This is a genomic window from Pseudomonas sp. P4_D7 (assembly GCF_056401755.1).
Genome location: NZ_JBFUIR010000002.1, coordinates 36,408 through 51,103, shown reverse-complemented (window position 1 = coordinate 51,103; position 14,696 = coordinate 36,408). Strand labels below are relative to the sequence as shown.

Below are 14,696 nucleotides of genomic sequence, written 5' to 3'. Positions count from 1 at the left end.
CCCATGACCACACACAACTCGATTCAACCGTTCCATGTCATCCCAGGCGCCGTCGTCAAGGACATCCTCGACGGGCTGCGTCACGAAACCATCGACATGGTCGCCCAGACCTACCTGACCCACGAGCGCGGCGAAACCGTTAACCCGGATAGCTACTTCCTGCGTTTTCCGGCGCAACCGGCGAACCGGATCATTGCCTTGCCGGCGGCGATCGTCGACAGCGAGGGCGATCAGTCCGTCTCCGGGATCAAGTGGATTGCCAGCTATCCCGACAACATCAAGTCGGGCATCCCGCGTGCTTCGGCGGTGCTGATCCTCAACGATCCGGACACCGGCTATCCCTACGCACTGCTTGAAGGCGCGCTGATCAGTGCCGTGCGCACCGCAGCGTCGGCGGTGCTCGGAGCCTGGTGGCTGAATGGCCAGAGCAAGAGCGCACAGAAACTCTCGATCATTGGCGGCGGGGTGATTTCGCGGAACATCCTTGAGACGTTCATCGCCGATGACTGGTCGTTCGACAGCGTGGGTATTCACGACCTCAACGCAGAGTCAGCGCAAGCGCTGTCGTCCTTCGGCAAACAGCTCGGGGTGCCGGATGTACAGCTGTTGTCGCTGGACGAGGCACTGAGCGCCGACATCGTGGTGTTCGCCACCAGTGCCGGCGAACCCTACGTCAACGGCAGCGCCACCTTCCGCCCGGGACAGATCGTGCTGAACATCTCGCTGCGGGATATCGGCGCCGAGATCATCGAAGAAAGTTACAACTACTTCGACGACGTGACCCATTGCCTGAAAGCCAATACCTCGCCGCATCTGGCCGAGCAAAAATACGGTCATCGTGATTTCGTTACCGGCACCGTCGGGCAATTGATTCGCGGCGACCTGCAGGTTGCCACGGACAAGCCGCTGATTTATTCGCCGTTCGGCATGGGCATCCTCGATCTGGCAATTGGCCGGATGATCCACGACATCGCGGTCAAGGACGGTTCGGCGGTCGCCATCCCATCCTTCTTCGGGGAGGAGCGCAGATGGTGAAGGCGCCTCTGCACATCGGCCTGGTGGGTTGCGGCTCACGCGGGCTGTCGATTTTCGAACGCCTGTTGAGCCTTGCTGAAACGCTTGCGGAGCAGCCAGTCGTCATCGATATTTTCGATCCGAACGTGCTCGGAAGCGGCGCGCATTGGCCGGATCAACCGGACTATCTGTTGCTCAACACCGTCGCAGGCCAGCTCGGAGTTTTTCCCGACGCAGCGGCATTCGGAAACCTGGCGGATGCGCGGGAACGGCCGGGCGCGGATTTCCTGACGTGGTGCCACGAGCAGCGCATCAAGGTCGACGCGGACAGCGGACTGCTCGCCGCGGACGGCCGTGACGTTGAGCCGCAGGACTTCCTGCCACGCCATTTGCTCGGCGCCTATCTGGCGGATGCCTTCGCGCAAATCCTCGCGACGGCACCGCACTGGGTGAGCGTGAACCTGCATCAGCAGGCCGTCACCGCAGTCGAGAGCAACGCCGGTCAGCAATACCTGCTGCAGACCGCTTCGGGGGCTGCGGTCACCGTGGATCGGCTGATTCTGACGGTCGGCCATACCGGTCGCCTGCGCTCGGCGGATCGCAACCGCGTTGATGATGTCTATCCGCTGCCCGGCAGCCTCGCCACCATCGAGCCGGGCGAAACCGTGCTGGTCGAAGGGCTCGGGCTGGGTGCGATGGACACCCTGGCGGCGCTGACCTCCGGCAGGGGCGGTCGCTACAGGCGCATGGCCGACGGCAGTCACGCCTATCAGCCCTCGGGCCAGGAGCCGGTGATTTTTATCCAGTCGCGGGACGGGCTGCCGTTTCGCACCCGGCCCAACGGTCTGATTGAATGTCCGCGCCATCGCGCCGTACTGCTGACGAGTACGCGCATCGAATCCCTGCGGGCGAAAGCCAACAACCGACAACTGGATTTCGAACAGGACATCCTGCCGCTGATGCTGCTGGAGATGCGGGCGGCGGCCGTCGCCGTCGTACACAGCCCATCAGCGCCAGAGCAGGTGCTGGAGCGACTCAGGGCCGTTAGCGTTGCTGGCGAACCCGGGGTTGTCGCCTGTGAGACGTTACTGCGTGAGTACGAAGCGACCAGCGGCTCGATCGATCCGCAAGCGCTGATCTGGCATGCACTGCCGGACGACGTGCAGACCTACAACTATCACGCCTGGATCTACGACACCCTCGAAGCCGATTTGCACGAGTCGCGACTGGGGCGCGGAGGATCGGCGATCAAAGCCGCCATCGAAGTCTGGCGCGATCTGCGTGACCGCCTGCGTGAGGCCGTCGATTTCGACGGGCTGACCGACGCGTCGCATCGGCAGTTCTATGGCCGTTGGCACAAGGCGATCAACCGCCTCGTTGCGGGCCCGCAAAAAGAGCGCCACGCCGACCTGCTCGCCCTGTGTGACGCCGGTCTGCTGACATTCCTCAAGCCCGGCTCACGTCCTGCGATCAACGACTTCAAACGCGTCGCCGGTTATGTCCAGAGCAGCGGCGTGAGCAACAGCGACTGCGCGCCGGTGCGTGATCTGGCGCGGCTGGGCCTGATCCGCCCGAGAACCGACGAACCGGGCATCGACGGCATCGATGTCGACGCCGCGTGCCACCCGAAATCGAGCGCTGGCGAACCGGTGCGCAACATTTGGGTACTCGGCCCGCTCGCCGAAGGTTCTTGCTACTACAACCACTACGTCACCTCGGCGGGCGCGCCTTCGCGTCTGTTCATGGACGCCCATCGAGCAGCCACTGCCATCCTTGAGACAGGGACTTCAGCATGAAGCTTTTCTACCAGACGCATTCACCCTACGCCCGCAAGGTGCTGGTGCTGGCTCACGAACTGGGCATCGCGTCGAGCCTGGAAGTGATCCATCACGAGACCAGCCCGACGTCGCCAAACGAGATCATCTACAAGGCCAATCCGCTGGGCAAAGTGCCGGTGCTGATCCTGCCTGACGACACGGCGCTGTTCGATTCCATCGTGATCTGTGAATACCTCGACGACCTGAGCGACGGGCCGAAACTCATCCCGGCAAACGGCCCTGAGCGCTACAAGGCGCTGCGCCTGCAAGCATTGGCGCAGGGCATGTGCGATGTCGGCATCAAGCTGCGCTGGGAAGTCGAGCGCCGCCCCGAGGCCTTGCGCTATCCGGCCTACGCCGACGGTCAGGCGTTCAAACTCAAGGAGGCTTACCGCTTCATCGAGGAACACGTCGACCTCAATGGCCCGATCACCCTCGGCCACATTGCCCTGGCGACCGCGCTCGACTGGATCGCCTTTCGCCAACTCTCGGACTTTTCCGCTCAAGCACGCCTGACCGAGTGGTATCAGACTTTTTGTGAGCGGGCGTCCATGCGGGCGACCGAGTACAGCGGGCAGACTCACGATTAAGTTAAGGAAAACCGGGTATGAGTTCTCTCTTGTTGCAAATGTCACCGATCGCGCTGGTGATCTCGTTGATCCTGATCGTCCGCCGACCGCCAGTGCAAGCGGCACTGGCCGGCGTAGTGCTGGTGCTCGTGCTGTGGGCCTTGGGCGCAGCCGGGCCTGTGTCGGCGGCGATCAGCACGGCGATCTTTCAGGACACCACCATCCTGTTTCTCAGCACGGCGTGCGTGATCATCCCGGGGCTGGCCTTCGTCATCCTGGTCGAGCGCGGTGGTGCGCCGCAGGCCATCGGCGCCTGGGTCAAAGAACTCGGCTGGACACCGCCGGCGCAGGTCATCTTCATCGTGCTGGGCCTCGCACCGCTGCTTGAAGCGATGACCGGTTTCGGCGTTTCGCTGATCGCAACCGTGCCATTGCTGATGGGGCTGTTCACCCGCCAGTCGGGGATGAAAATCGCCCTCGCCGGGATGGTCATCATGCCTTGGGGCACACTGGGTCTGGCCACCGTGATCGGCGCGCTGTTGGCGCACTTGCCGGCACAAACCCTTGGCAGTCATTCGGCGCTGATCAGTGCGCCAGTGTTCCTCTGCCTGGCGGCGATTGCTCTGTGGCAGGGTGGCATCCGCACGGTTTCGCCGTGGCTTGGACTGATCGTGGTGACGGCGCTGTTCGTCGCGGTGCTGTTTTCCATCAACCTGTGGATCGGCCCGGAAGTCTCCGGTGTGCTGGCCGGTCTGGCGGTGGCTTGCGTCGGCCTGGGGATCTCTTATGCACAACGGAAGAAACTGGTGCGCTGGCCGAACGCAGCCTGGCCCTATCTGGCCTTGCTGGGGGTAATCGTTGCGTCACGCGGGCTGTTCGTCCTGTCGGGCTGGGATGGGCTATGGATCATCAAAGGCGAGCATGTTTCGTGGAAGCCATTGGCCTCCCCGGGGCTCGCGCTATTGATCGTTACGCTGTTGATGGCAATCAAGCAAAGCGCCGCCGCAGGTTTCCCGTGGCGAGCGCTGTTCAACCGGGCGAAGTTTCCGGTCACGACAATTTTCCTGTTCCTGCTGCTTTCGCAGGTGATGGTCAACGCCGGTTTCCTCGTCGAAGCACAGCGCACACTGCAATCGTTGTCGGGGATTTCCCTGGCGCCAACCATCGCAGTGCTGGCGGGGCTTGCCGGTTACGTCACCGGTTCCAACGTCGGCGGCAACACTCTCGTCATGCCGTCCATTGCTGCGCTGAGCAGCGAACACGGTGCCTGGCTGGCCGCGATGGTCAACAGTGCCGCCGGGCATGGCGCGCTGGGGTCGCTGTCGATCCTGTCGCTGATCACCGGGCTGGCGGGCGCCAATCGGCATGAAGAAAACAACCTGATCCGATTCGCCTTCGGCCTGGTTGCGCTCAACATCGTCATAGTTGCTGCAACGGGGATCGTTTTGCTCTACTTTCTCTGAATTGTTTCGAAACATCACAGAGAACTTATGGACAGGTTTGATCTACCGGATAAGCGCTGGCGGATAGTCAAGGACTGGATTATTCGTCAGATCGACAGCGGTGAATGGGCAGCCGAAGCGAAACTGCCCTCGATCCGTACGCTGGCGCGAATGTTTGAAACCAGCATCACCACCGTTCAGCGCGCGTTGGCGGATCTGGAAGCCGATGCTTACGTTTCGACCAAACCACGCATCGGCTACTTCGTCTCAGCCTCCGGACAAGCAAAACCCGCCAGGGGTTTTGACTTCTCCAGTGTCACCGTCAACGTCAATCATGCGGTGGTCGCGATGCTCTCCCAAGCGGCCTCGCGCACCACCGCGTCGTTGAATTCAGCGGTGTTGCACAGCGACCTGACACCCAACGTGCTGCTCAACAAGTGCCTGTCGGTATTGGCTGGCAAAGCTGACAACTCGCTGACCGGACTGGTCGCACCGCCCGGTCTGCCGGCACTGCGACGACGCATCGCCGGGCTTATGCTGACCCGCGGCGTGGTCTGCGGGCCGGACGATATTCTGGTGACGTCGGGCGACACCATTGCCCTGGAACTGGCCCTGGAAGCAGTCGCATCGAAAGGCGCTACGGTCGCCATCGAAACGCCGACTTATTACGGCATCCTGCAGACCATCGAACGCTTGGGCATGCGCGCCTTGCCCATCCGCACGCACGGCAAACTCGGTCTCGATGTCGATCACCTCGAAGAAGCGTTGAAGCTGAAAAAGGTCGCGGTGATCTTTCTCAACCCAACCCTGCAGAACCCGCGGGGTTTCATCATGCCCGACGAGACTCGCGCACGGCTGTCACAGATCGCGCGCGAAGCGGACGTGCCGATTATCGAGGACGACATCTTCTTCGACCTGGTGCCGGAAGGCGATCGCCCCCGCGCCATCAAGAGCTACGACACCAGCGGGCAGACGATTTACTGCTCGTCGTTCTCCAAGACCATCGCGCCGGGTTATCGCGTCGGCTGGTGTCTGGCTGGCAAGTACCGCAATGCCATTCTGGCGCAAATGTTTTCGCGCAATCTGGCGGTTTCCAGCCTTGCGCAAAATGTCCTCAACGAATTTATCGGGCGCGGCTACATGGAAGAGCATTGCGCCAGACTCCGCTCGCAACTGTCTTCGCTGGCCAGTTTTGTCGAAGCGCTGGTGCGCACGGATTTCCCTGCCGGCACCGTGTACGTGCCACCGCGTGGAGGGTTCATCCACTGGATTGAACTGCCGCTACACACCGACATGTCGGCATTGCAGGATTTAGCCAGCGAACGCGGCTGCCACGTGGCCGGCAACGGCATCTTCTTCGCCGACGGGCATGCAACCACGGGTGTGCGCATCTGCCTTGGCACTGCGTTGACTCCGGGAGTGATCGAGATCCTCAAGGTGATTGCCGAAAGCGCACACCTCGCCGGGCGACCCTCTGACGGACGGCAAAACCTGACTGAGCAACATCAAGAACCAGCCGTTTCCTGAGCGCAAAAGGACGTTTGCAGTAACACTTCATGAATCAGAAAAGAACCCGCACTCCCCTGCCCCATCCGCCGCCGTATCGCCAGAGCCGGACAAGCTTCTGGCTGACCGTGCTCGTCGGCGTACTGATTGCCTTCGCCCTCTGTGCATCGATCTACATATTGATCGACAGCTGGATCAGCGGCGCCATCACCACCACCAACCGCGGCCCGAAGCACACTTATCACCTGGCTGTGCAACCACGACGGTTCTGGATCGAGTTTGTCTCGCAAAGCCTAGGAACCGTGTTTCTGCTGGCTGCCGGGGTGTTCGGCCTATGGATTTATCGCAAGGTGCACGAGCCGGCGGAGAAGCCCAAAGGCAGCCGCATACGACGATAATCGGGTGAGCGGTTTCAGAGCGTATTGACGTAGTCGATGGGCAATAGAACGGTATCCACGGCGGCATCTACCGGTAGCGATACGACAGTAATCAAAGGGCAAACGATCGTGACATAACAGATCACCGCTGTTGGCTTGCCGTCGTCATCCCTCACGCCGAGCAGGCGTAAATTACCGTCGACACCCTTGTAGTAAGGCTCTGGCGAGGCGCCACTCAAGCGCCCCGTCATCGTTCCACAACCGGCCAACAACGCAACAAGGCTCGCCACGGAGCCAAAAAGCAAAATCCCTTTCAATGCCAACATCCTTCTGACCATAAAGCGTGAGGGCCGCGATTGTACGCACAATCAACCGCGCCCTCCGCGCCTGGCACCCGTGATTAATCGCTGTCGCTCCAGTGAAACACCAGATTGCGCGCAGTACCGATTGCAACATCGGTCACATCGCGCCGCACCTCTCCCTTGCGTGTGGCAACCACGGTGTATTTGCCGGTCGGCAATTTTGCGTACAGCAACGGGCCGGTCTGATTGAGAACCAGCAGATTTTGTCCTGCAGCATTTGCAATCGTCACATCGACGTCGGAGGTGTACTCGTTCTGCATGCCCACCGAAAAGGTCATGTGCAGGTTGTAGCCGACGGTTTGCTGGATGGCTTTTGCTTCATCCTCGCCGACCCCGCCGGCCAGATAGCTGATACCGTTTTGTTGCTGCTGTTGAACTTGCACGCCTGCGCTGTCGACGGGCTCAAGACTGGCGGCTTGCGCCGTCGCGGCAAATAACAATGCAGCAACCGCGACGACAGGTAGCAGGCAGGAAAGGACACGTTTCATGATGGCGACTCCCGGGCTCTGACAGAACCCAATCGTTACCCTGTATTGGATTCAGTGCGGGAGGGTGACGTTTCAGAATGATTCGAACTTGGGGTGTGTACGAAATGGACTACAGACCAGAACCAGCAAAAGCGTCCCTGCCAGCAACTTCCTGCGACACCCATCCCGTCTTCCTGCTGGCTTCGCAGGCTCGGCCGACATCCTTCGCAAGCGGTTCTCGGCATGCTGACGCTTCTGTTTTCAATGATGCGGAAAATTCGATGAGCCAGCTGAAACCTGCTGACCTGCAAGACCCGAAAATCGATTCATTGCTGGGCGATCTTGGCGAACTGATCCGTCAGGCACGGCAAAAAGTGCTGCGAGTGGTCGATACGATTCAGGTTCAGACCTGCTGGCAGATTGGCCGGCATATTGTTGAGTTTGAACAGGACGGCGCCCGGCGAGCGGGGTATGGCAAGCAGTTGCTGGCCATACTGGCGAAGGATCTGACGGTTCAATTCGGGAAGGGATTTGATGAGACCAACCTGCGCAAGATGCGCCTTTTCTATCAGACCTTCCCAATTCGAGACGCACTGCGTCCCGAATTGAGCTGGACGCACTATCGCAGGCTCCTGCGGGTTGAAAGTGACAAGGCTCGCCAGTGGTACATGGATGAGTGCGCCACCCTCAACTGGTCCAGCCGCGCTCTGGATCGCCAGATCAATACGCTCTACTACGAACGCCTGCTGATGAGCCAGGACAAGGCCGGCGTGATCGAGGAAGCTACCACCAACATCGCAGCGATGAACTGCAATCCCCGAGAGTTCATCCGCGACCCCTTGATTCTCGAGTTTCTAGGCTTGCCGTCTCCGGGCAAGGTCAACGAAACCGGACTTGAACAAGCACTCATCGATCACCTGCAGAGCTTTCTGCTTGAACTGGGCAAAGGGTTTTCCTTTGTCGCTCGACAACAACGCATCAGCGCCGGTGGCTCGGATCTGTACATCGATCTGGTGTTTTACAACTACTTGCTCAAATGCTTCGTGATCATCGATCTCAAACGCGGCCAGCTCAGTGCGCGTGATGTCGGACAGATGGACATGTACGTGCGCATGTACGACGAACTCAAGCGCAGTGAAGGCGACAAACCCACTGTCGGGATCATTCTGTGTTCACAGGACAACGAGGCCGTCGCGCGCTACTCAATACTCAAAGGCAGTGAGCAACTGTTTGCCAGCAGCTATAAAACGGTGCTGCCAAGTGTGGAAGAACTGCGAGCGGAGCTGCAAAGAGAGCAAGCATTGATCGAGGAACGCTTGCTCACCGAGTCCACTGAATAAGCGCTGCGGATTGTCCGCTGGATGCACTGAGACTATTGTTGCCAGCTACCCGCGAAGGTCGAGCGCCATGAGTTTTCAGGACACGCCTCCATTGCCAGCTGTGCAGCGCAAGCCGCTATTGGCCGCCGAGCTGCAAAATGAAGCCTTCAAGGAAACAGCCGCCGACGGTTTTGTCCTTGGCGGTTTCACCTGGCGCCATGCCCTGCCCGACCTTCAGCGCCCGGTGGTGATCATCAACGCCGCCACGTCCGTGCGCTGTCGCCATTACTCGCGTTTCGCGGCCTATCTGTTCGCCAATGGTTTCGACGTGATCATCTTCGACTACCGTGGCATCGGCGAATCTCGACCCGACTAAATGAAAGGCCTTGAGGCCTCGTGGACAGACTGGGGCGCGCTGGATTTCGAGGCGATGCTCAAACGCGCACAACGGCAATTTCCCGGTCAGCCGATCGATGTGGTCGGCCACAGTTTTGGTGGCTGCGCCGCTGGCCTCGGTGAGTCGGGAAAGGTTATCCGACGGCTGGTCACCGTCGGTGCCCAGTTCGCCTACTGGCGCGATTACGCCCCCGAACAGCGCTGGCGAATGTTCGGCAAATGGCATGTGTTGATGCCACTGCTGACGCTGGTCTGCGGTTACTTCCCGGGCAAACGTCTTGGCTGGCTGGAAGATACGCCGGCCGGTGTAGTGCGCGACTGGAGCACGCCTGCAGCGCGTTACGAACAGCGCCCCAGTGGTCGCGCGTTGATGAAAAAGAGCGGCGCCCTGCCCTTCGCCAACGTCCGCGCACAGACACTGGCGATCAGCATCAACGACGATCCCTACGGCACCCTTCCTGCCATCGAACGCCTGCTCGACTACCTCAGTAACGCTACGAAAACCCACTTGCGCATCGAACCGCAGGACATCAACGAACAACAAGTCGGACATTTCGCCTTTTTTCGCAGCGCATACCAAGCCACACTATGGCCCATCGCTCTGACCTGGCTGCAAACCGGAGAACTGGCCCCCGATACTCCCGGGCGGCAAGTGCCACGCAGCTGAGCCCCTCTCAACGCACGACGGAACACATCATGGCCTCCGCCAACAAGCAGCAAAAACGCGCCACCCGGGCCAAAGCCAAGGCCAAACAGAACCGTACCAAACGCGCCGAAGCGCCGGTCGAGCTGGACCCGAACGATGATCGCATCGACTTCGAATCGGTGGACCTGACCGAGCTGTTCAAGAAAATGATCGACGCCGAGAAGATCAGCCAGCAAGCGCTGTGCACCGCGTTCCTCGAAGACCCGCTGCTGGAATTGGTCTACGAGCAGGAAGGCGAAGAAGGCGCGATGGATTTCATCCTCGCCGCGCTGATCGAGTATCGCCAGTGGTCGCAGGAAACCGACGAGGCCGGCGCGCTGGCGTGGATCGAATCCCCGGCCTTCCAGGCCGACTATGTGGCGGCCTCCGACGCGATCGCCGCGCAAACCCAACAGAAGAACTGAGTTCCCATGGCATCCCTGAACAAGCAACAGAAACGCGCCAAACGCGCCAAGGCCAAAGCCAAGCAAATCCGTATGGTCGGCCGCAAGCCGCTGGAACAGGACGAAGACCTCGACCACCTCGCCGAGCCGATCCCGGAATACACCCTGGCGATGTTCAGCAAAATGCGCGACGCCGAAGCCGTCAGCCGCAACGAAATGCTGCTGACCCTGCTGCGCGAACTGGCGTTCGTCATCGTTGACCATCCAGAGTTGCTGGACATGGAAAACGCCGACAATGAAGGCATGGCCGCCACTCACCTGGCCGCCGACATGTTGATCGACTACCGCATGTGGGCCGAAGGCGCAACGATCGAAGAGGCCCAGGCCTGGCTGAGCGAACCGCAGTTCATCACCGATTTCGGGGTTGCGCTGGATGCTTATGGCAAGTCGGTTGAAGACACCGAACCCAAGTCCGAGTAATTTTTTCCGCTTCACGTCCACGCACGATCAGGAAAAGGAAGTCAGATGAAGACAGCAGACTCACGCGAGGACGGGCAAATCCCGAAAGCAGAAGACTCAGCAGCGAACCTCGAGAGCGACCCTGTTAAATCTCTCAAACAACCAACTTGGGATGAATGGTTCGACGGAGAGAAATGCAGCTCAGACTTCATGCTCTCGCGAGAGCAAAGCTGATTCGGATCTGAAGCGCAGAATATTTCGAAACCGTTAGCAGAAACAAAAACGGCCGCTAGTCATCACTGACAGCGGCCGTTTTGCGTTACGCGTAACGGATCAGTTCAACACCACCGCGCCACGTTTTTCCAGCTTGCGACGGCGTGCCACCAACAGACCGGCAGCCACCACCATCAGACTCAGCAAACCAGTCGCGAGGATCTCCACGCGATGCGCTTCCTGGAACAGCATGATGGTCAGGGCTGCGACGATGAAGATGATCACCGCGTAGGTCAGGCCCGGGAACAGCCACATGCTGAAGACGATTTTCTCGCCGCGCGCCATGCGTTGTTTACGCATACGCAGTTGCGAGAAAGCGATCACCAGGTACACCAGCAGTGCGATCGCACCGGAGCTGGCCAGCAGGAATTCGAACACCGCCGCCGGAGCCACGTAGTTGGCGAAGGTGCACAGGAACGCAGCGCCGGTGGACAGCATGACCGCCCAGTAAGGTGTGCCGCTTTTGTTGGTGCGTGTCGCCATGGCCGGCGCATCGCCACGCTTGCCGAGGGAGAAGAGCATGCGCGACGAGGTGTACAGCGCCGAGTTCAGGCAGCTGGTCACCGCGACCAGTACCACGATGTCGACGATCATCTTGGCGTTCGGGATGCCCATGCGCTCAAGCACAGTCTGGTAGGAACCGAGATTGGCCAGCGTAGGATCGTTCCACGGCACCAAGGCCACAACGATGAAGATCGACACGAGATAGAACAGGCCGATCCGCCAGATCACCGAGTTGGTGGCCTTGGAGATTTGCTTGCCCGGGTTCTTCGATTCCGCAGCCGCAATGGTGACGATTTCGGTACCCATGAAGGAGAACATGGTGGTCAGGATCGCACCCAGTACCGCGCCCATGCCGTTGGGCAGGAAGCCGCCGCTGTCGAACAGGTGCGAAACGCCGCTGACCTGGCTGTTCGGCAGAAAGCCGAAGATCGCCGCAAGGCCGAGGATGATGAAGCCGATGATTGCCAGCACTTTGATCAGCGCGAACCAGAATTCGAACTCGCCGTAATTCTTTACGCTGAACAGGTTGGTGACGGTCAACAACAAGGTGATGACCAGCGCGAATGCCCAGATGCCGACATCAGGGAACCACGCATGGAGAATGGTTGCGGCGGCGTTGGCTTCCAGTGGAATCACCAAGACCCAGAACCACCAGTACAGCCAGCCGATGGTGAAACCGGCCCAGTGCCCGATGGCACGGTCGGCGTACGTCGAGAAGGAGCCCGTGTCCGGCGAGGCAACGGCCATTTCACCGAGCATGCGCATCACTAAAACCACCAGGGTACCGGCGGCGGCGTAGGCCAGCAGCACGGCAGGGCCGGCGGCAGCGATGGCGTGGCCGGAGCCAACGAACAGACCGGCGCCGATTACACCGGCGATCGACAACATGGTCACATGACGCGGTTTGAGCCCCTGTTCGAGGCCATTGGAGCTTGGGGTACTGCTCATCGAAACTACCTTTGCGAGGAAAGCGATTGCGTCCGGCCCGTCTGGCATTTTCTTTCTCGTAAAAAGAAACCAACGGGGCGTTCCGTATTCTGCACGCAATAAATGCGCCAAAATGTTTCAAACTCTTCAGGGCTGCGGTTTTGCGCGAGACCGGACAGTCATCGCAAGTCCTTGGATTTAATGGCAATCCGCCAGAGCGTTACCCTGCGACTCACTTTTCAAACGAAACAGCGCACCAGAAACACACCGAAAAAGTGTGGGATGCACAATAAAAGGGCGATTCAGGAACGTTCGGCCGGATAGCGCTTCCAACACCCCGCCAAAGCTGGCAACATCGCGCCTTTTTTTACGCGACACCCACGGGTTTGCTCGATCAAACACCCGTTCGGTTGTTGATGGGGCGACAGTCTGCTGTGCCGATGCGACAACCTGCCACATGCCACCCGTTAACCGCTCGTAGCGCTGTTGGCTGCCATTGAAACGCTATGCTAGCTTGGCCGCCTCGCCAGGAAGGCCATCCAACAGCTGGAGCGCAACATATATGAGGAACGCACATGGCTGAGGCCACGCCCGCGCTTGAAATCCGCAACTTGCACAAACGCTACGGACAGCTTGAGGTACTCAAAGGTATCTCGCTGACCGCCCGCGACGGCGATGTGATCTCGATCCTCGGTTCCTCCGGTTCCGGCAAGTCCACGTTCCTCCGTTGCATCAACCTGCTGGAAAATCCACATCAGGGCCAGATTCTGGTGGCCGGCGAAGAACTCAAGCTCAAATCCGCCAAAAATGGCGAACTGATTGCCGCCGACGGCAAACAGATCAACCGCCTGCGTTCCGAGATTGGTTTTGTGTTTCAAAACTTTAATCTGTGGCCGCACATGAGCATCCTCGACAACATCATCGAGGCACCGCGTCGCGTGCTCGGCCAGAGCAAGGCCGAAGCCATCGAAGTCGCCGAAGCGCTGCTGGCCAAGGTCGGCATCGCCGACAAGCGCCATGCCTACCCGGCGCAACTGTCCGGTGGCCAGCAACAACGCGCGGCGATTGCCCGCACGCTGGCGATGCAACCGAAGGTGATCCTGTTCGATGAACCCACCTCGGCGCTTGACCCGGAAATGGTTCAGGAAGTACTTAGTGTCATCCGCGCATTGGCCGAAGAAGGCCGTACCATGCTGCTCGTGACCCACGAAATGGGTTTCGCCCGTCAGGTCTCCAGCGAAGTGGTGTTCCTTCATCAGGGCCTTATAGAAGAGCAAGGATCGCCTCAGCAGGTGTTCGAAAACCCGCTTTCGGCGCGCTGCAAACAATTCATGTCCAGCAACCGCTAACGGAGCAACATGCATGCAGAATTTTAAAAAGGTCTTCCTGGCCGCCGCCGTCACCCTGGCGTTCAGCGCCGGTGCCATGGCCGAAACACTGAAGATGGGCATCGAAGCGGCTTACCCGCCGTTCAACAACAAAGACGCCAGCGGCAACGTGGTCGGCTTCGACAAAGACATCGGCGACGCCCTCTGCGCGAAGATGAAAGTCGAGTGCACCGTGGTCACTTCCGACTGGGACGGCATCATCCCGGCCCTGAACGCGAAGAAGTTCGACTTCCTGATCTCGTCGCTGTCGATCACCGACGAGCGCAAGGGCGCGGTCGACTTCACCGACCCGTACTACTCGAACAAACTGCAGTTCATTGCACCGAAAAACGTCGACTTCAAAACCGACAAGGACTCGCTGAAGGGCAAGTCCATCGGTACCCAGCGTGCCACGCTGGCCGGCACCTGGCTGGAAGACAACTACGGCAGCGATCTCAACGTCAAACTCTATGACACCCAGGAAAACGCCTACCTCGACCTGACGTCCGGTCGTGTCGACGCGATCCTCGCCGACAAGTACGCCAACTACGACTGGCTGAAAAGCGACGCGGGCAAGAACTACGAGTTCAAGGGCGACCCGGTTCTAGAAAGCGACAAGATCGGCATCGCTGTGCGCAAGGGTGACAACGAACTGCGCAACAAGCTGAACGCTGCCCTGAAGGAAATCGTCGCCGACGGTACCTACAAGAAGATCAACGACAAGTACTTCCCGTTCAGCATCTATTGATCCTGACCTGTGGGACTGGCGCCGTGATTGAACGGCGCCGGCTCCCGACTTTGCCTGCCG

14 protein-coding genes and 1 pseudogene are annotated in these 14,696 nt (G+C 59.7%); 12 read left to right on the top strand and 3 right to left on the bottom strand.

Going from position 1 to position 14,696, the window contains the following annotated elements:
- The first annotated feature begins 3 nt into the window (after nucleotides 1-3).
- Genes sbnB through AC1DVF_RS01605 form a run of 6 tightly spaced genes read left to right on the top strand, consistent with a single transcriptional unit; the run spans nucleotide 4 to nucleotide 6,746 of the window.
- On the top strand, nucleotides 4-1,035 hold the full coding sequence (gene sbnB, locus AC1DVF_RS01630) for a 2,3-diaminopropionate biosynthesis protein SbnB (protein ID WP_477781916.1): 1,032 nt from the start codon (nucleotides 4-6) through the stop codon (nucleotides 1,033-1,035).
- A complete protein-coding gene (locus AC1DVF_RS01625; RefSeq protein ID WP_477781915.1) occupies nucleotides 1,029-2,810 on the top strand; it encodes an FAD/NAD(P)-binding protein in 1,782 nt (593 codons plus the stop codon). Before sbnB ends, AC1DVF_RS01625 begins: the two co-directional genes overlap by 7 nt.
- A complete protein-coding gene (locus AC1DVF_RS01620; RefSeq protein ID WP_093430026.1) occupies nucleotides 2,807-3,421 on the top strand; it encodes a glutathione S-transferase family protein in 615 nt (204 codons plus the stop codon). The genes AC1DVF_RS01625 and AC1DVF_RS01620 overlap by 4 nt, the downstream gene beginning before the upstream one ends.
- Before the next feature lie 17 nt (nucleotides 3,422-3,438).
- Nucleotides 3,439-4,863, top strand: coding sequence for an L-lactate permease (locus AC1DVF_RS01615; protein WP_460089535.1), 1,425 nt, complete (start codon nucleotides 3,439-3,441; stop codon nucleotides 4,861-4,863).
- A gap of 27 nt (nucleotides 4,864-4,890) precedes the next feature.
- Complete coding sequence (locus AC1DVF_RS01610; RefSeq protein WP_095047155.1) at nucleotides 4,891-6,369, top strand: aminotransferase-like domain-containing protein; 1,479 nt, start codon at nucleotides 4,891-4,893, stop codon at nucleotides 6,367-6,369.
- A gap of 29 nt (nucleotides 6,370-6,398) precedes the next feature.
- Nucleotides 6,399-6,746: a hypothetical protein gene (locus AC1DVF_RS01605; RefSeq protein ID WP_477781914.1), complete on the top strand. Its 348-nt coding sequence runs from the start codon at nucleotides 6,399-6,401 to the stop codon at nucleotides 6,744-6,746.
- A 14-nt stretch (nucleotides 6,747-6,760) separates the two neighbouring features.
- On the opposite strand, the gene AC1DVF_RS01600 is transcribed toward AC1DVF_RS01605, so the two are convergent.
- Complete coding sequence (locus tag AC1DVF_RS01600; protein WP_257356823.1) at nucleotides 6,761-7,051, bottom strand: YceK/YidQ family lipoprotein; 291 nt, start codon at nucleotides 7,049-7,051, stop codon at nucleotides 6,761-6,763.
- A 74-nt stretch (nucleotides 7,052-7,125) separates the two neighbouring features.
- On the bottom strand, nucleotides 7,126-7,575 hold the full coding sequence (locus AC1DVF_RS01595) for a carboxypeptidase regulatory-like domain-containing protein (RefSeq protein ID WP_460089532.1): 450 nt from the start codon (nucleotides 7,573-7,575) through the stop codon (nucleotides 7,126-7,128).
- 260 nt (nucleotides 7,576-7,835) lie between these two features.
- Here AC1DVF_RS01595 and AC1DVF_RS01590 point away from each other — a divergent pair, with 260 nt between their 5' ends.
- The 4 genes and pseudogenes from AC1DVF_RS01590 to AC1DVF_RS01575 all read left to right on the top strand — a co-directional run bounded on the left by AC1DVF_RS01590 (nucleotide 7,836) and on the right by AC1DVF_RS01575 (nucleotide 10,838).
- On the top strand, nucleotides 7,836-8,894 hold the full coding sequence (locus AC1DVF_RS01590; RefSeq protein WP_477781978.1) for a PDDEXK nuclease domain-containing protein: 1,059 nt from the start codon (nucleotides 7,836-7,838) through the stop codon (nucleotides 8,892-8,894).
- A gap of 67 nt (nucleotides 8,895-8,961) precedes the next feature.
- Nucleotides 8,962-9,936: pseudogene (locus AC1DVF_RS01585) on the top strand (alpha/beta hydrolase family protein).
- A 29-nt stretch (nucleotides 9,937-9,965) separates the two neighbouring features.
- Nucleotides 9,966-10,379: a hypothetical protein gene (locus AC1DVF_RS01580; RefSeq protein WP_008080543.1), complete on the top strand. Its 414-nt coding sequence runs from the start codon at nucleotides 9,966-9,968 to the stop codon at nucleotides 10,377-10,379.
- 6 nt (nucleotides 10,380-10,385) lie between these two features.
- Nucleotides 10,386-10,838 carry a hypothetical protein gene (locus AC1DVF_RS01575; protein ID WP_257356818.1) on the top strand — a complete coding sequence of 151 codons (453 nt, stop codon included), beginning with the start codon at nucleotides 10,386-10,388 and terminating at the stop codon, nucleotides 10,836-10,838.
- Nucleotides 10,839-11,150: 312 nt separating this feature from the next.
- On the opposite strand, the gene gabP is transcribed toward AC1DVF_RS01575, so the two are convergent.
- A complete protein-coding gene (gene gabP / locus AC1DVF_RS01570) occupies nucleotides 11,151-12,542 on the bottom strand; it encodes a GABA permease (RefSeq protein ID WP_093430017.1) in 1,392 nt (463 codons plus the stop codon).
- A 554-nt stretch (nucleotides 12,543-13,096) separates the two neighbouring features.
- On the opposite strand from gabP, the gene AC1DVF_RS01565 reads away from it, so the two are divergent.
- Nucleotides 13,097-13,870: an ABC transporter ATP-binding protein gene (locus tag AC1DVF_RS01565; RefSeq protein ID WP_093430016.1), complete on the top strand. Its 774-nt coding sequence runs from the start codon at nucleotides 13,097-13,099 to the stop codon at nucleotides 13,868-13,870.
- A gap of 13 nt (nucleotides 13,871-13,883) precedes the next feature.
- Nucleotides 13,884-14,636, top strand: coding sequence for an ABC transporter substrate-binding protein (locus AC1DVF_RS01560; RefSeq protein ID WP_257356816.1), 753 nt, complete (start codon nucleotides 13,884-13,886; stop codon nucleotides 14,634-14,636).
- Nucleotides 14,637-14,696: the final 60 nt, after the last annotated feature.